The following is a 16,554-nucleotide window of genomic DNA, read 5'->3' on the forward strand; positions in this document are numbered from 1 at the left end:
GGTCAGGCGAGCCAGCGGCCGGGCTCGCTGACGGCGGAGTCGGCGCCCTTCGGCCTCGGCAGCGGCTCGCCCTTGAGCCTGATGTCCCTCACGACGCCGTGGTCGGCGATCCCTGGCGACGAGAGGATCGACTTCTTGCCCGCGCCCTGCCCGATCACCGCCATCCAGGCGATCCGGTGCCGCTGCACCTCGACCGTGCGCGTGGCACCCGCGGGGACCTTCACCCGGCCGTCTTCCTTGAAGGCCTGCGGGTGGCCGTACCAGAGCCGGATGGGGCGGTCGTTGTGGTTGGTGACCTTCAGCCGTCCCTTCTTGCCACGGACCTTGGCGACGTCCACGGGCTGCACGTCCCGGACGACGACGGTGAGCGTGGCGGGAACCAGACGGGTGTGGTCGCACACGTAGTAGTCGACGACATGGGTGCCGCGCGCCCGTGGCATCGCGCTGACGACGACGGACCCGGGGCCGGTGGCACCGTCCGCGAGGACCTCGGCGCTGTCGTGGGACACGATGACGCTCGGCAGGGGACCCCCGGCGAAGAAGTCCGGCTCGGGGAACCGGCACAGCGCGAGGTCGTCACCCGACGGTGACGTGTCGTTGGCGAGGACGTCGATGTCCGTCATCTGTCCGGGCCAGAGCGTCACGGTGTCGGCGACGACGACCGGCGGCGCCGGCTCGGCAGCGGTGGCCGCTCCCGCGGACAGCAGAGAGGTGCCCAACAGGGCGGCGCCGAGGCCAAAGGACAGGCGGGCGAGGGTGCGCAAGGGAGCTCCGCTCCGAGGATGTGGGAAGGCGGAAGGGGTCAGGCGCCCCGATGGGCTGGCTCGAGGTCGCCCGAGGGGCCGAGGGTGGTGGTGAGGACGTCCCTCGGCTTCGGCAGCGGCTCGCCCCTGACCTGGATGCCGCGCACCCGGCCGTGGTCGGCGGTGCCAGGGGTGCTGAACTCGCCCTTGCTGCTGCCGATCTCGGCAGTCCACGCAATCGTCGGGCGGCGCACAGCGACGGTGCGGGTGGCGCCCGCAGGCACACGAATTCGACCGTCCTTGCGGCCGGCAGCAGGATGGCCGAACACGAAGGTGATCGGAGCATCGTTGGTGTTCGCGACGCGGATCCTGCCCGGCTTGCCGGCGACCTTCCGGACGTGGACGGGGGAGACGGGGTGGCGCTGGACCGTCAGCTGGGCCGGCACCAGGTGCGTGTCGTCGCAGATGTAGTAGTCGAAGACATGGGTCGAGGCGCGGCCGAGCCCGACCAGGACATCACCCTCCTTGCCGCCGAGGAGGCTCGAAATCTCCATCGCAATGGCAGGCGGCATCTTGGGTGAGTCCAGGTCCGTGTCGGGGAACTTGCACACGGCGAGCGTGTCCCCGGTCGGCGAGACGTCGTTCGCGAGCACGTTGAGCTGGGTGAGCTGCCCGGGGTACAGGCTGATCGTGTCGGGAACGGCCACCGGCAGCGGCGTGGTGCCGTCCGCGGCGGCGGGTCCCACGGTCGCCAGGGTGAGGCCGGCGACGGCGGCGCCGAGGCCGGCGACACGAACGAGGGCGCTGGTGCGCAAGGGGGCTCCGATCCGAGAAGCAACGTGGTCTCGGAGACCCTAGGTCACCAGCGCCCTCGGCGTACGCGAGTTCGCTCAGTTGTCGACGGGCGTCTTCGTCACCTCGAGGTTGAAGTGGAAGGCGTTGTCACAGGTGAGCTTCCCGGCAGTGCCGGCGTACGTCGCGACGATCTTCGGGTCGAGGATCGTGTGGGTGCCCCTGGCGACGATGTGCAGGCCGCCGTCGTCGCGGACGTCGCGGATGCGCTTGACCTTGCCGGTGGGCTCGGTGGTCCCGTGGAACCGGATCTTCTTGCCGGCGACCCGGGTCCTGGCGAGCACGTCCTCGCCGACGACGAAGGGCTTCTTCGTCTCGACGGTGCGCCCTGCCTCGCGCCTGGTGCCGTCGTGCACGAGCACCTCGAGGGTGTTGCCGTAGGTCTCGTTCTCGTAGAAGTTGACCCGGACCGGGACCTTGCCGGCGAAGCCGGCGCACTCGATGACCGTGCCGACCTCGTGGGTGGTGCCGGCGGCGGACGGGTCGGGAGTCTGCGCACCGGCGGTCGACGCCCCCAGCCCGACGAGGGCAGAGGTCGCGACGACGGCCAGAGCGCCCGTGACGAGCTGGGTTCGCATGACGTTTCGCTTTCCGTGTGGTGGTCGGTTCACACGGGATACGCCCGGGCGCGCGGCCCGGTTGCATGCGACCTCGGAGAATCTCCTACTGCGCCTGCGACACGCTCGACATGTTGAAGTCCGGCACGCGCAGCGCCGGGGTCGCCGTACGGGAGAAGTAGTCGTCGCCCCACTCGCGGCTGAAGGACGGCACCGTCTCCGACGCGTGGGTGAAGCGGCGCAGCAGGTCGACCGGGCTGTCGTTGAACCGGAAGTTGTTGACGACGCCGGTGATCTCGCCGCCCTCGATCAGGTAGACGCCGTCGCGGGTCAGTCCGGTGAGCAGCAGGGACTGCGGGTCGACCTCACGGATGTACCAGAGGCAGGTCAGCAGCAGGCCGCGCTCGGTGCCGGCGACCAGGTCGGCCTCGGTGCCGGAGCCGCTGTCGACCGAGAGCACGAGGTTGTCGATGCCGGGCGTGACCGGGAGGTCCGTCATCCCGGCGGAGTGCCGGGTCTGGATCAGCGAGGTGAGGACGCCGTCGCGGATCCAGTCGGTGCGGCCCAGCGGGAGGCCGTTGTCGAAGACCGACGACACGTTGCCGGACTGCGCCGCGACCGCGAACGGCGCGCACTGGATCGGGGCGTGGGCCGGGTCGGAGAAGAGGTGCACGCCGGGCGAGGCGATCTGCTCGCCGACGCGGGTGCCGCCGCCGCGGCGGCTGTAGACCGACTGGCCCTCGTGGGCGACGCGCGCACCGGCGTACCAGTAGGCGTCGATCATCAGGTCGGCGACCGCGCTCGGCGGCAGGATCGTGTCGTAGCGTCCGGCGGGCAGGTCGACCTTGCGTGCTGCCCAGCCGAGGCGGCGGGCCAGCTCGGCGTCGAAGGCGAGCGGGTCGACGTCGGTGAAGTCGCGGGTGGCGCCGCCGACCCAGGCACTCGTCGACAGGTCGGCTGGCTTGCCGGTACAGCCGTAGTGGCCGGTGGGCTGCACGTGGCGCAGGCGGAGGCCGGTCGTCGAGCCGAGGTACGTCGTGGTCATCTCGTGGTTGACGAACCCGTAGAGGACCCGGCCCTCGGCGCCGGCGCGACCGAACGCCTCGCCCAGGGCGGGCGCTAGCGTGTCGTAGACGTGGATGCCGGTCGGCACGGGCGCTTCGTCCCAGTCGGCCGAGGTGGCGTCGGCGACGAGGTCCGCGGCGTCCTCCGCAGGGAGGGACGAGCGGGCTGCGCGGTCGGCGGCCTCCACGAGCGCGGCGACCCCGGGCAGGTCGGTGGCGGTGCCGGTGACCGAGCCCGCGGCGACGCCCCCGGCGCTGCGCACGAACGAGATCACGGTGACGTCGACGCCGTGCATCACGCCGTTCGTCGTCAGGGTGTTGTTGGCCCAGCGGAGGTTGGCGCTGGTCTTGTCGCGGACGATCGCGATGCAGTCGTCGGCAGACGTGGTCGCCAGCGCGTGCTCGACGAAGGACTGGGGGGAGATCGTCATCACTGGCCCGCCTCGGTCAGGGTGTTGAGGATCCGGACGTCGCGGAAGAGCGACGTGGGACAGCCGTGGCTGACCGACGCGACCTGCCCGGGTTGGGCCTTGCCGCAGTTGAACGCGCCGCCGAGCGCCCACGTATCCGGTCCGCCCACCGCCTCGAGCGAGTTCCAGAAGTCGGTCGTGGTGGCCTGGTACGCCGCGTCGCGGACCTGGCCGACCAGCTCGCCGTCGGTGATCCGGTAGAAGCGCTGCCCCGTGAACTGGAAGTTGAAGCGTTGCATGTCGATCGACCAGGACTTGTCGCCGACGACGTAGAGCCCGCGCTCGACGCGGCCGATCAGCTCCTCCGTCGACGGACCGCTGGCAGCAGGCTGCAGGGACACGTTGGCCATCCGCTGGATGGGGATGTGGCCGGGGGAGTCGGCGTACGCACACCCGTTGGAGCGGCCACCGTTGAGCTCCGTATGCATCAGGCCCATTGCCCGGTCGAGCTGGTAGCCGGCGAAGACGCCGTCCTTGACGATGTCCCAGCTCTGCGTGGCCACGCCCTCGTCGTCGTACCCGATCGTGGCGAGGCCGTGCTCGACGGTGCGGTCGCCGGTGACGTTCATGACCGGGCTGCCGTACTGGAGCATGCCGAGCTTGTCGGGCGTCGCGAACGACGTGCCGGCGTAGTTGGCCTCGTAGCCGAGGGCCCGGTCGAGCTCGGTGGCGTGGCCGATCGACTCGTGGATGGTGAGCCAGAGGTTCGACGGGTGGATGACCAGGTCGTAGGTGCCGGCCTCGACGCTCGGCGCCTTGAGCTTCTCGGCGAGCAGCTCCGGGACCTCGTCGAGCTCGGAGTCCCAGTCCCAGCTGTGCTCGCCGCCGGTGAGGTACTCCCAGCCGCGGCCCACCGGCGGCGCGATGCTGGCCATCGAGTCGAAGGTGTCCGCGCCGGCGCCCATCGCCTCGAAGCCGGGGTGCAGCCGGATGCGCTGCTGGGTGGTGCGGGTGCCGGCGAGGTCGGCGTAGTACTTGCACTCGTGCACCTGGAGCAGGTGGGCGGAGGCGTGGTCGACGGCGGTGCCGGTGCGCAGCCGGTCGGTCCAGTCGACGAGCAGCGCCGCCTTCTCGGCGACGGGCACGCCGAAGGGATCCACGTCGTACGCCGAGACCCACGTGACGTCGTCGTACACCGGCTCCGGCGCGAGCTCCACGGGCCGGCCGGTCATCTCGGCCGCGACACGTGCCACGGCGACGGCCGTCTCGGCGACCCGGACCGCCTCGTCGGTCGTCAGCACGACCCCGGAGGCGAAGCCCCACGCGCCGCCGTGCACGACCCGGACCGCGAAGCCGAGGTCCTCGGTGTCGCTCGAGCCCTGGAGCGCTCCGTCGCGGACGGCGAGCTCCTGGTAGCGCACCCGCTCGAACCGGAAGTCCGCGTGGGTGGCGCCGAGCTCGGCAACCCGGCCGAGGGCAGCATCGCCGAGGCTGCGGTGGGGGAGTGCGGTGAACGTCGGATCCAGCTCGCGGTCGCCCATGCGGCGAACCTATCGGACCCTGTCCAGCCGATTCGGCCGGGCGCCGCCCGCCGTCAGGCGCGTCCTACGGCGCACCAGGCGGAGCCGGAGACGTGGAACGGGCCGTCGCCGAGCCGCTCGCGGGCGCGCCGCTCGAGCCGGCCGCGCTGCTCGTCGTCGAGACCGGCGACGTAGTCACCGGCCGGGCCGACCCCGAACGTGTAGGGCTCCCACCAGTCCTCGAAGGTCGGATGGGCGACGGACACCGTGAGCCGCAGCTGGCGTACGTCGTCGAGCCCGGCGCTGCGCAGGATGCGCACCAGCTCGCCGTCGCCGACGCCGACGAGGGTGGACTCGTCGTGCGCCCCCGGGTCGACGTCGTGGGCGGCGGCCCAGAACGGCGACAGCGGGCTGCCGCCGGCCTCGGCGTTGTTCCACGCGGTGGCTGCGACGACCGCCCCGGGGCGCGCCACCCGGGCCATCTCGTGGACACCCCTGTCCGGCGCGCGGAGGAAGGGCACGACCAGCTGGGCGAGCACGAGGTCGAAGCGGTCGTCGTCGAAGGGGAGCTCCTCGGCCGAGGCCAGCCGGACGTCGACGCCGGGCAGCCGGACCCGGGTGGCCTCGACGAACGGCGGGGACGGGTCGAGGGCGGCCACCTGCTCGGCACCGAGGAGGTCGACGAGCTGGGCGGTCAGCACACCGGGCCCGCAGCCGACGTCGAGGGCGCGCTCACCGGGGTGGGGGCCGAGGGCATGGAGCAGCTCGACCGACAGCGGGGCGGAGTAGCGGCCCATGTAGCGGTCGTAGGCGTCGGCAGCCACCTCGAAGGCCATGGGGTGAAGGTACTGCGATGCACCGGTCAGCGGGAGATGTCGACCGTCGACCCACCCCGCGACTTGCTGACGAGGAGCTGGGTGGGGATCCGGTCGCGCATCTCGGCGACGTGGCTGACGACGCCGACGACGCGGCCGCCGTCGCGCAGCGAGTCGAGGGTGTCCATGACGTCGTCGAGGGTGTCGGCGTCGAGGGCGCCGAAGCCCTCGTCGACGAAGAGCGTGTCGAGGTCGGCACCGCCCACCTCCTGGGTGACCACGTCGGCGAGGCCGAGGGCGAGCGCGAGGGAGACCACGAACGTCTCGCCTCCGGACAGGGTCGCCGGGTCGCGCGCCTCGCCGGACCAGTCGTCCCGCACGACCAGGCTGAGGCCACCCCTGGTCTCGCCGGCGCCGCGCCGGCCGGTGTGCTCGAGGGTGTAGCGGCGGTCGCTCATCCGGTCGAGCCGCTCGTTGGCGGCGGCGACGACCTGGGCGAGCCGGTAGGCCAGGACGTAGGCCGAGAGCCGCATCTGCAGCCGGTTGTCGGCCGACTTGCCCTCCACGAACGCCGACAGCCGCGTCAGCACGTCGAGCTCCTCGCTCAACGGACGCCAGGCGGCAACGGCGCGCTCGAGGTCGGTGACGAGGTGTCCGAGCCGTTGGGCCCGGGTCGTCCATGCGCTCTCCTGCGCCCGGGCCTCGCCGAGGTGGCGGAGCGCCAGCTGGTGGGCGTCGGTGAGCACCGGGAGGTCGGGGAGCTCGGCGTGGGCGACCTCCTCGGCCCCGGGCTCGGCGAGCACGGCCGCGACCGCGGCCAGTCGTCGGTCGTGGTCGGCGGCACGTCGGGCGAGGTCGTCGTACTCCCGCTGGTCGAGGGCAGCCGACAGCGCGTCGTCGGGCCCGGCGAACCCGGCCGCGACGGCGGCCGCGGTGACCGCCTGCTCCGCCTCGGCGACGGCGGCATCGGCGGCGTCGAGCACGTCCATGGCCTTGATGCCGGACCGGGCGGTCCGCTCGTGCTCGGCGCACCGGCCGAGCTGGCTCTCGTCGTGGTCGGCGAGCTCGGCCACCAGCCCCGTCTCCTCGGCCTCGAGCGCGGCGAGGGAGGCCTCGACCGAACCGGTCTCGGTCGCGATGGCCGAGGGCACGACGTCGACCTGCTCGACCGCGGTCGCGAGCTGGGCCTCGAGCGTGCGCAGCTCGACGTCGCGCAGGTGCTCGGTGGCCGCGGCGTCGTCGGCGGCCTTCAGGGCGGTGCGCTCGGCGACCTCGTCGGGCGCGCCGTCGGCCGCCGGCGCCTTGTGAGGGTGGTCGCACGACCCACAGACCGGGCAGGAGGCACCCACCGCGAGCGCACCCGCCATCTCGGCGGCCATCCCGGACAGGCGGGCCTCGCGGACGTCGAGCGCGCGGGTGCGAGCCTGCAGGGTGGACTCGCGGGCGGCGCCGTGGGCGGTGCGGGCCGCGTCGACCTGCGCGCTCAGCGCCGTGACGCGCTCCCGGGCGTCGTTGAGCGCACGCTGCGCGGCCGTGGTCAGCTGCACGCGGCGGGCGTCGAGCGCGGCGCGCTCCTTGCGGACCAGGGCCAGCCGCTCCACCCGGGGCTGCAGGGCCCGGGCGCGCGCGGCGCCGTCGACGGCCTCGCGGAGCGCAACCTCGAGCGTGTCGCGGTCGGCGACGGGCAGTCGCTCGACGGAGGTGCGGGCCGCCGACCGGCTGCGCCGGGCGCGCACGGCGACCTGGTGGAGCGCGGCGACGCCGGCGGCCCGGCGCGCGTCGTCGAGGCGGCGAACCGCCTCCGCGTGGTCGTCGGCCGCCGCCTCGAGCCGGCGCAGCTCCGCCGCTGCGGCGTCGACCCGGGCTCGTCGCGTGTGGAGGCCGCGGGCCTCGTCGAGCGTGGCCCGCGTCCGCTCCTCGGTCTCGGCGGCTGCTGCGGCAGCGGAGGCGGTCTCGGCACAGCGCTCGCCGGCGGTGTCGAGGAGCGTGCGCGCCCAGACCTCGGGTGGTCCGTCGTCGGGCGGTTGCGTGCCCGTGGTCTCGCTGACCCGGCTGACGAGGTCGGCGACCGTCTCGCGAGCCGACTCGGCGCGCCGGCGGAGGTCGAGCCGACGGTCGCGCAGCCACTTCTCGACGTCCTCGAACCGGCCGGTGCGGAAGAGCTGCTGGAGCAGCCGGTGGCGCTCCTCGGACCGTGCCCGCAGGAACGCCTGGAACCTGCCCTGCGGGAGCATCGCGACCTGGGTGAACTGGGCGACGTTCATGCCGAGCAGCCGCGACACCAAGTGCCCGGTCTCGTCGAGGCGGGTCGACTGGGTGACCCAGGCGCCGTGCACGCGCTCGGCGATCGCGACCGATGCCTGCTCGGTGGTCATGCCGTCGCCGCGCTTCTTGGGGCGCTCCCACGCCGGCGACCGGGTGATGCGGAACCGGCGGCCCGAGAGCGTCGCCTCGAGCTTGACCTCGGGGCGGGCGCCCGGCGCTGCGAGGTCGGAACGGAGCCGCTTCGCGGCGTTGCGGTCGCCGGGCACGTCGCCGTACAGCGCGAAACAGACCGCGTCGAGCACGCTGGTCTTGCCGGCGCCCGTCGGGCCGGAGAGCAGGAAGAGACCAGCCGTCGACAGCTGGTCGAAGTCGACGTCGATCGTGCCCGCGAACGGCCCGAACGCGGTCGCCCGCAGCCGATGCAGCCTCACCCTGGATCCACCGCTCTCCGCCTGCTGCGCGCCACCATACGGGCACGCTGGCTGCGTTGCCGCCGCTCGACAGACGCCGGTATGCCTTCGCGACGGACGCCTTGCCATCGCACCCGGCTGGTGACGCTCGCGACGGCGGCCATCGGCGGATCCAGGGTCACCAGAGCCCCTCGCCGACCGCGCTGGAGACGAGTACGTCGACCTCGGGGTCGTCACAGCAGGCCTCGGTGGCGGCCTGGAGCAGCGCGGACTCCTCGTCGGTGGCCGGCGCCCCGCGCAGCTCGGCGACGAAGTCGAGCGCGATCTCGTGATCGGAGCGGCCCTGCGGGCGCGCGACGGGCACGGAGTGGGCTGCCGCGCCGGCCGGCTCGAACGCGATGACCAGCGTGTGCGGGAAGCGGGCGCGCAGCCTCTCCATCGCCTGGAGCGGGCGTGTCGGGTCGGTGAGCGTCGCCTGGACCCAGGCGTCCTCGTGCTTCCGCAGCCGCGGGTCCTGGAGCAGGTCGTCGACCGTGCCCCGGATCCTCGCGAGGCGACGGGGGACCGGCGCCTCGACGAACTCGGCGCTCTCCACGCCACCCGCGCCGAGCTCGACGAGCCACGAGCCCTTCAGCTGGTCGGCCTCGGAGAAGGAGTAGGCGAGCGGCGAGCCGGAGTAGCGGACGGTGTCGGTCAGCGTGTGTCGGCCGTGGAGGTGGCCGAGCGCGGTGTAGTCGACACCGCGGAATGTCGTCGTCGGCACCAGCGACACCCCGCCGACGCTGATGTCGCGCTCGGAGTCGCTGGGCTGGGCGCCCGCGACGAACGCATGGGCGAGGACGACGGACCGCGTCGCCCTGCCGCGCGTGCCCCGGTCGGCGCGGATCCGCCGCATCGCCTCGTCGAGGGCGGCCTCGTGGGAGCGCGCCGGCAGCTGCCACGGCTCCCGGACCGCGTCGGGGTCGAGGTAGGGGATGCCGTAGACGGCCACCTGGCCGTGCTCGTCGTCGAGCAGCACCGGCGTGCCGACCGTGGCCGCGTCGGTGCGGATGAAGACCCCCGCCGCGTCGATCAGCCGCGAGCTGAACCCGAGCCGCTGCGCCGAGTCGTGGTTGCCGCTGGTCAGCACGACCCGCGCGCGGCTGGCGGCCAGGCGGGCGAGCGCCTCGTCGGCGAGCCGGACCGCGTCGACGTGGGGGAGCGCGCGGTCGTAGACGTCTCCGGCGACGACGACCAGGTCGACCCGCTCCCGGTCGACCACGTCGAGGAGGTGGTCGACGTACGCAGCCTGGTGCTCCAGCATGCCCTCGCGGTGGAAGGACCGCCCGAGGTGCCAGTCGGAGGTGTGGAGGATGCGCACACCGCAACGCTAGGAGGCGGCGCCGACACTGCCGCGGACCCACGCCGATGGGTGCCGTTCCGCTCCGGTGGTCGGGTCGGCCAACCCCCCTGCCGGGGTGTGGCCAGCCCCACCCTCGAGCGGCGGTGGCAGCCCCCGGGGACAGCCCCGCGAGCCATGCGGTCATCCGGTCCGGCCGTACGGACTGCGCCATGTGGCGAGGGCGCCGGGATTCCTAACTTCGAAGGGTCCGGTTCCACCAGGGAGCTCGGCGCCACACCACACCTTCGAAAGGCACAGATCAATGTCCCGAGTTCTTTACCGAATCGGTCACTCCGCGGCCGCTCACCCCTGGCGCGTCCTCGCGTCGTGGGTGCTGCTCGCGGTCGTCGCCGTCGCCCTGAACGGAGCCCTCGGCGGTCAGCCCGACGAGAGCTTCCGACTTCCGGGCGCAGAGTCGCAACGGGCAGCGGACGCCATCCAGGACCGCTTCCCGCAGGAGACCCTCTACACCTCCAACGTGATCTTCCACGCCGAGGAGGGCCTCACCACGCCCGAGCTGAAGAAGGCCGTCGAGGAGACCGTCGCCGAGCTGGCCGACGGACCTCACGTCACCGCGGTGGCCAGCCCCTACGACCCCCGCGGGCCGACCCTGAGCGAGGACGGCACGACCGCCTTCGCGACGGTCGCCTTCTCGGAGGAGAAGATCGAGGCCACGGACTTCGACGCTGCCGAGGAGGCCGTCGAGGCCGCCCGCGACGCCGGCATCCAGGTCGAGTACGACGGCGGTCTCGGCTACGCCAACACGGAGGGCGGCGCGAACTCCGAGCTCATCGGGGTCATCGTCGCCGTCGTGGTCCTGGCCGTCGCGTTCGGCTCGCTCGTCGCGATGAGCCTGCCGATCGTCGTCGCCCTGCTGGCCATCCTGATCGGCAGCAGCACCATCGGCGTCCTCTCCGGATTCGCTCCGGTGCCCGAGATCGCCAACATCGTCGGCATGATGCTCGGGCTGGGCGTCGGCATCGACTACGCGCTGTTCATCCTGGCCCGGCATCGGCAGAACCTGGACACGGGCATGCCCGTCCCGGTCGCGGTCGGTCGCGCCAACGCCACCGCGGGCCTGTCGGTGCTGTTCGCCGGCTTCACCGTGATGGTGGCCATCGCCGGTCTTCAGGTCTCCGGCATCCCGATGATGTCCACGATGGGCTGGGCCTCGGCGATCATGGTGGCGGTCTCGATGGCCGCGGCGATCACGCTGCTCCCGGCGCTGCTGGGCCTGGTCGGTCGCAAGGTCAACAGTGCGCGGATCCCGTTCCTCAAGCAGCGGCCCGCCTACGACCCGAACTCGCTGTCGACCCGGTGGTCGGCACGGGTGGCCGCGAAGCCGGTCCGCTACGGCCTGGCCGCGACGTTCATCCTCGGCGCCCTGGCGCTGCCGATGCTCGGGATGCGGCTCGGCTTCGCCGACGCCGGCAACGACGCCCCGGGCTCCACGACGCGTGAGGCCTACGACCTGATCGCCGACAAGTACGGCGACGGCACGAACGGTCCGCTCTCCGTGGTGATCGAGTCCGAGGAGGGCGCCGGGACCCAGCAGGCAGCTGCTGACGTCGCGAACGCCCTGGGCAACACCAGGGGCGTGGCCTCGGTCGACCCGGCGGTGTTCAACGAGTCGCAGGACCTCGCGGTCATCACCGTGACGCCGACGACGGCACCGCAGGACGCGGAGACGTCGGAGCTGCTCGACCGGATCCGCGCGGACGTGCTCCCGGAGGCGATGGCCGACAGCGACGCCACGGCGTCGGTGACGGGTGCGACGGCCCTGACGGATGACGTGTCGACCCGGCTGCAGGAGCGGATGCCGTGGTTCCTCGGCGCCGTGATCGGGCTCTCGTTCATCATCCTGACGGTCGTGTTCCGATCGGTGCTGGTGCCGCTCAAGGCAGCCGTGCTGAACGTGCTCGGAGTCAGCGCGGCGTACGGCGTGGTCGTCGCGATCTTCCAGTGGGGCTGGGGCGCCGGCCTGATCGGGGTGCACGAGCAGATGCCGATCATGCCGCTCGCGCCGATGCTGATGTTCGCCATCCTGTTCGGGCTGTCCATGGACTACGAGGTGTTCCTCGTCAGCCGGATCCGTGAGCAGTACCTGAAGCACCGCGACCCGCAGCGCGCCGTCGTCAACGGCATCGGCTCGACGGCCCGGGTGATCACCAGCGCCGGCCTGATCATGATCAGCGTCTTCGCGGCGTTCATCCTGATGCCCGACCCGGTCGCCAAGCTGTTCGGTGTCGGCCTCGCGGTCGCCGTCCTGCTGGACGTCACCCTGATCCGGATGGTGCTGGTCCCGGCGGCGATGAGCCTGCTCGGGCACCGCGCGTGGTGGCTCCCGGCGTGGCTCGACCGGCGACTCCCGGCGATCGACCTCGAAGGCGCCGAGCACGAGGGCGACGACGAGATCGCGCAGGGCGACGAGGACGAGCGGAAGGAGCTGGTGCCGGCCTGACCCAGCGATGAGAGGGGCCCGGGTGGACGCGATCCACCCGGGCCCCTCTGTCGCGCGTCACCCAGCGGCGGGGAACGCCCGGGCGGTCGCCAGCTTGCGGGCCAGGTCGTCGGCGCAGTCGCCGAGGCGACGGCGCACGGACAGGTCGAGCGACTCGTCCGCGGCGAGCGCCTGGGCGCGGTCGAGCGTGGCTGGCGACAGCGACGTCACCGGGAAGAAGAACTCGGTCGCGTCGGCCAGCACCCACCCGCTCCGCACGGCCACCGTGCCGGGGAGCTCGTCGAAGTAGCGGTCGACGTACGGCGCGAGCAGGTCCTCCCGGCCACCCCGCCACATGCCGAGGCCCGCGGCCTCGAGCTCGTAGTTGGGTACGTCGAGCGCGCCGGTGAACACCGACCAGGCATGCGCCTTCGCCTCCGCGGTCGGCAGGGACGCCAGCGCCTTCATGTGCTCCACGCGGGAGACGGCGGTCGGCTCGGCGTCGAGCGCGGCGCGCAGCTCCTCGGCGTCGGTCTCGCCCAGGGCGGCGAGGCGCACCAGCAGCCGCCAGCGCACGTCGACGTCGAGGTCGACGCCGGCCGGGGTCCCGCCGAGCCAGGACCGCAGCAGACCCGGGTCGGTGGCCGTGGAGATCGCCATCCGCAGCGCCGAGAGCTGGTGCTCGGAGCCGGAGACCGTGGTCCCGACCTTCTCGAGCGCGGCAGCGTGCACGCGCTGGAGCGAGCCGGCGGGGGCGAGCGGCAGCACGTCGGTGAGCAACCAGGAGCCGATGCGACGCCGGGAGTCCTCGGTGGACTCGACGGGCGGGCTGGCAACGACCAGGTCGACCACCGCGGCCGGCGACAGTGCGGCCTCGTGGAACGCGCTGCGCACGTTGTTCCAGATGCCGGCGCGCAGGCCTTCGTCCTCGACGTCCGGCAGCAGGTCCGTCAACCGCTCGACCGTGGCGGGATCGGGCTGGAGCACGGCCCAGGTGTCCTCGTAGGGATCGAGCACGACGGCGTCGCCCTCGACGGGGAAAGGCGTCTCCGGGCCCTCGATCGTGAGTGACCGGGTGCTCCACTTGCCGTCGGTCGCGACCGCGACCCGGAACGTGTGGGAGCGGTCGGCGGGGCGACCCGCCGGGGGAGTACGCCGGACCACGCCGGCGCCCCGGTCGAGCAGGATCGTGTCCGGTCCGGCCGTGCGCAGCCAGTTCGACGTGAACGACGAGAGGTCGCTGGCGCCGGCGCGCTCCCACGACTCGAAGAGGTCGTGCATGGTCGCGTTGCCGAAGCGGTGCCGGGTGAAGTGGTCGATCGCGCCGGCGAAGAAGACGTCGTCGCCCAGCGACGCCGCGAGCTGCTTGAGGATGCTCGAGCCCTTCGCGTAGGAGATGCCGTCGAAGTCCTGCAGCGCCGCGCTCGCGTCGAGCGCACCGTTGCCGGCGACCGGGTGCGTGCTCGGCCGCAGGTCGGCGTACAGGCCCCACTGGCGGCGGGCGTAGGCGTTGTCGACCCACGCGTCGTCGTACTCGGTGACGTCGGCGGTGACGCGGTTGCCCATGTACTCGGCGAACGACTCGTTGAGCCAGAGGTCGTCCCACCACTTCGGCGTGACGATGTTGCCGAACCACTGGTGCGCCATCTCGTGGGCGACCGTCGTCGCGCGCTGGATGCGCATGCCGCGGGTCACCCGGCTGGTGAAGACGAGCGGGTCGCGGAAGGTCACGCAGCCCGGGTTCTCCATCGCGCCGGCGTTGAACTCCGGCACGAACGCCTGGTGGTAGTTGCCGAACGGGTAGCGGATGCCGAAGAGCCGGTGGAACTCGTCGAAGCACTGCCTGGTCATCGTGAAGAGCTCGTCGGCGTCCGCGTCGAGCGCGTCCGCGATGCTCGCCCGCGCCGACAGGCCGAGCGGGATGCCGTCGTGCTCGTCGCGGATCACGTGGTACGGCCCGGCCACGACGGTCACGAAGTACGTCGACAGCGGCTGGCTGCGCTCGAACTCCCACACGCCCGGCTCCGGGTTGGTGCCGGGCGCGTTGGCGACGACCGTCCACTCCTCCGGCGCCCGGACGTGCAGCGTGTACGGCGCCTTGAGGTCGGGCTGGTCGAAGCACGCGAACACCGACGGCGCGGCGTCCATGAACATCATCCCGTAGACGTAGGACTTCCCGTCCGCCGGATCGACGCTGCGGTGCAGCCCCTCGCCGTCGTTGCGGAACGGCATCACGGCGTCGACGACGAGCTCGTTGAGGCCCGCCGCGGTCTCCAGCGGCAGGCGGCCCCGCTCGAGCAGGTCGACGTCGAGAGCCGCGCCGTTGAGGCGGATCTCGTTGACGCGCACCGGCTTGAGGTCGAGGAACGTCGCTCCGCCGCGGCTGGTGAACAGGATCGTCGTGACCGACCCGAAGGTCTTCTCGTCGCCGGCGAGGTCGAGGCGGACGTCGTACTCCTCCACGTCGAGGAGCTCACGTCGCGCGATGGCCTCCGCGTGCTGGAGGCTCTGGTAGGGGCTGCTCACGCCGGTCACCCTACGTCGGGGTCGGAACACCCGCCGGAGGGACACGGACCGTGTCCCTCCGCTGCCGCACGCGTCCGAAATTCGCACGACACCGGGCGCGGGGGAGCGGGAGGATCTTCCCTGATGTTCGCCGCCCTCCTGCGCTACGCGCGCCCGCCGTCACCGCTTGCCGGCCGGCTCTCGGTCCAGTCCCTGCTGTTCGCCCTCGGCGAGGGCACGTTCATGACCGGGTCGGCGGTGTTCTTCACGCAGATCGTCGGGCTGTCGGCCGCCCAGGTGGGTCTGGGCCTGACGCTGGCGGGGGTCGCGGCGTTCCTGGCGGCGCTGCCGATGGGCAAGCTCGTCGACCGGTACGGGCCGAAGCGGATGTGGGCGGTGAGCGCGCTCGGCCAGGCCGCGATGTTCTCGGTCTGGCCGTTCATCACCGACTTCCAGGGCTACCTCCTCATGGCGATCGGCATGGAGGTCATCGGGGCGCTCGGTGGCGCCGCGCACGGTGCGTACACGATCGACGTGCTGCCGGCCGACGAGCGCGTCAGGTCGCGCGCCTACATGTACTCCGCGCTCAACGTCGGCTTCACGCTGGGTGCGCTGGTCGGTGGCATCGCGCTGGCCTTCGACGCCGACGACCTGCTCCGCGCGGTGCCGTGGTTCACCGCGGCGATCTTCCTGGTCAACGCCACGGCCATCAGCAGGCTGCCGCGAGCGTCGCACGACGAGCGCACGCCCGAGGAGCGCAAGGTCAAGGTCCCCGGGCCGGGGCCGCTGCGCAACCCGGGGTGGCTGCTCACGACGTTCTTCGGCGGCGTCTTCTGGACCAACCAGGTGCTCCTGAACATCGTGATCCCGCTGTGGCTGGTGGAGGAGACCGACGCACCGCACGTGCTGCTGGCGTTCCTCTTCGGCACCAACACGGTGATGTGCATCTTCCTGCCGATGGCGGCGGCGCGCGGCGTCGAGGACGTGCCGACCGCGCTCAAGGCGGTCCGGATCTCGTCGACGTTCTTCGTCGTCTCCTGCCTGATCACGCTCGCCACGCACGACACCGTCGGCTGGACGACGATCGCGCTGGTCTGGCTGGGGCACGTCACGGTGACGGGTGCCGAGCTCTACCTCTCGGCGGCGAGCTGGGCGTTCGAGGCGGAGCTTATGGATCCGCGCCAGCGTGGCGCCTACCAGGGCGCAGCGGAGTTCTCCAGCACGCTCGGCCGGGTCTGGGCGCCGGCGGTCTTCACCTTCCTCGCGATGAACTGGGGCGCCGCCGGCTGGCTGGTGATCGCCGGCATCATCGTGCTGGCGACGATCGCCATCCACCCGTCGACCACGCTGGCGCGGCGCTTCCTCGAGCAGCACGTCCCGTCGGACGTGCTCGCCGACGCGCGCGCCTCCGCACCCGAGCCCGATGAGGGCGTCGCGACGGGGCCGCCGTCCCTCATCGACCCCGAGACGCCGGTGACCGGTCCGACGGGTGGGCCGCTCCGCTGACCTGCTCACTGGTGGACGTTGGGGGCAGACAGGAGTAGGTCTCTTGTCTGCACCCCGGGCCTATCGGGGCACTGCCGAGCTGAGCC

11 protein-coding genes are annotated in these 16,554 nt (G+C 72.4%); 2 read left to right on the forward strand and 9 right to left on the reverse strand.

The window, feature by feature from the left end; all coding sequences use genetic code 11:
- Positions 1-2 precede the first annotated feature (2 nt).
- From ACFQQI_RS12310 to ACFQQI_RS12345, 8 genes are all read right to left on the reverse strand, one after another.
- The gene (locus ACFQQI_RS12310; protein ID WP_378563249.1) at positions 3-764 is read right to left on the reverse strand and encodes an Ig-like domain-containing protein; all 762 of its coding nucleotides are present in this window, start codon (positions 762-764) and stop codon (positions 3-5) included.
- Positions 765-802: 38 nt separating this feature from the next.
- Positions 803-1,558, reverse strand: a complete 756-nt coding sequence (locus ACFQQI_RS12315) for a hypothetical protein (protein ID WP_378563252.1) — start codon at positions 1,556-1,558, stop codon at positions 803-805.
- A 75-nt stretch (positions 1,559-1,633) separates the two neighbouring features.
- Positions 1,634-2,173, reverse strand: coding sequence for a hypothetical protein (locus ACFQQI_RS12320; RefSeq protein WP_378563255.1), 540 nt, complete (start codon positions 2,171-2,173; stop codon positions 1,634-1,636).
- A gap of 85 nt (positions 2,174-2,258) precedes the next feature.
- On the reverse strand, positions 2,259-3,647 hold the full coding sequence (locus ACFQQI_RS12325; RefSeq protein ID WP_378563257.1) for a metallopeptidase TldD-related protein: 1,389 nt from the start codon (positions 3,645-3,647) through the stop codon (positions 2,259-2,261).
- The gene (locus ACFQQI_RS12330; protein WP_378563260.1) at positions 3,647-5,167 is read right to left on the reverse strand and encodes a TldD/PmbA family protein; all 1,521 of its coding nucleotides are present in this window, start codon (positions 5,165-5,167) and stop codon (positions 3,647-3,649) included. Before ACFQQI_RS12330 ends, ACFQQI_RS12325 begins: the two co-directional genes overlap by 1 nt.
- Positions 5,168-5,220: 53 nt before the next feature.
- Positions 5,221-5,982, reverse strand: a complete 762-nt coding sequence (locus tag ACFQQI_RS12335) for a class I SAM-dependent methyltransferase (RefSeq protein ID WP_378563263.1) — start codon at positions 5,980-5,982, stop codon at positions 5,221-5,223.
- A gap of 26 nt (positions 5,983-6,008) precedes the next feature.
- Positions 6,009-8,657, reverse strand: a complete 2,649-nt coding sequence (locus tag ACFQQI_RS12340; RefSeq protein ID WP_378563266.1) for an AAA family ATPase — start codon at positions 8,655-8,657, stop codon at positions 6,009-6,011.
- A gap of 157 nt (positions 8,658-8,814) precedes the next feature.
- Positions 8,815-9,996 (reverse strand): exonuclease SbcCD subunit D, encoded by a 1,182-nt coding sequence (locus tag ACFQQI_RS12345; protein ID WP_378563269.1) that lies wholly within the window; start codon positions 9,994-9,996, stop codon positions 8,815-8,817.
- A gap of 283 nt (positions 9,997-10,279) precedes the next feature.
- Here ACFQQI_RS12345 and ACFQQI_RS12350 point away from each other — a divergent pair, with 283 nt between their 5' ends.
- The gene (locus ACFQQI_RS12350) at positions 10,280-12,478 is read left to right on the forward strand and encodes an MMPL family transporter (protein ID WP_378563272.1); all 2,199 of its coding nucleotides are present in this window, start codon (positions 10,280-10,282) and stop codon (positions 12,476-12,478) included.
- A 57-nt stretch (positions 12,479-12,535) separates the two neighbouring features.
- On the opposite strand, the gene pepN is transcribed toward ACFQQI_RS12350, so the two are convergent.
- Positions 12,536-14,983 carry an aminopeptidase N gene (gene pepN, locus ACFQQI_RS12355; protein ID WP_378563277.1) on the reverse strand — a complete coding sequence of 816 codons (2,448 nt, stop codon included), beginning with the start codon at positions 14,981-14,983 and terminating at the stop codon, positions 12,536-12,538.
- A gap of 123 nt (positions 14,984-15,106) precedes the next feature.
- Between pepN and ACFQQI_RS12360 the strand changes: the two genes are divergently transcribed.
- Complete coding sequence (locus ACFQQI_RS12360) at positions 15,107-16,468, forward strand: MFS transporter (protein WP_378563282.1); 1,362 nt, start codon at positions 15,107-15,109, stop codon at positions 16,466-16,468.
- Positions 16,469-16,554: the final 86 nt, after the last annotated feature.

The sequence above is a fragment of the Nocardioides sp. GCM10030259 genome, assembly GCF_042666375.1.
GTDB lineage: Bacteria > Actinomycetota > Actinomycetes > Propionibacteriales > Nocardioidaceae > Nocardioides.

What these genes read in the sequence shown, in the direction of transcription:
- ACFQQI_RS12320 (WP_378563255.1), bottom strand. Translation starts at nt 2,173, where the DNA reads ATGCGAACCCAGCTCGTCACGGGCGCTCTGGCCGTCGTCGCGACCTCT.
- ACFQQI_RS12325 (WP_378563257.1), bottom strand. Translation starts at nt 3,647, where the DNA reads ATGACGATCTCCCCCCAGTCCTTCGTCGAGCACGCGCTGGCGACCACG.
- ACFQQI_RS12330 (WP_378563260.1), bottom strand. Translation starts at nt 5,167, where the DNA reads ATGGGCGACCGCGAGCTGGATCCGACGTTCACCGCACTCCCCCACCGC.
- ACFQQI_RS12335 (WP_378563263.1), bottom strand. Translation starts at nt 5,982, where the DNA reads ATGGCCTTCGAGGTGGCTGCCGACGCCTACGACCGCTACATGGGCCGC.
- ACFQQI_RS12350 (WP_378563272.1), top strand. Translation starts at nt 10,280, where the DNA reads ATGTCCCGAGTTCTTTACCGAATCGGTCACTCCGCGGCCGCTCACCCC.
- ACFQQI_RS12360 (WP_378563282.1), top strand. Translation starts at nt 15,107, where the DNA reads ATGTTCGCCGCCCTCCTGCGCTACGCGCGCCCGCCGTCACCGCTTGCC.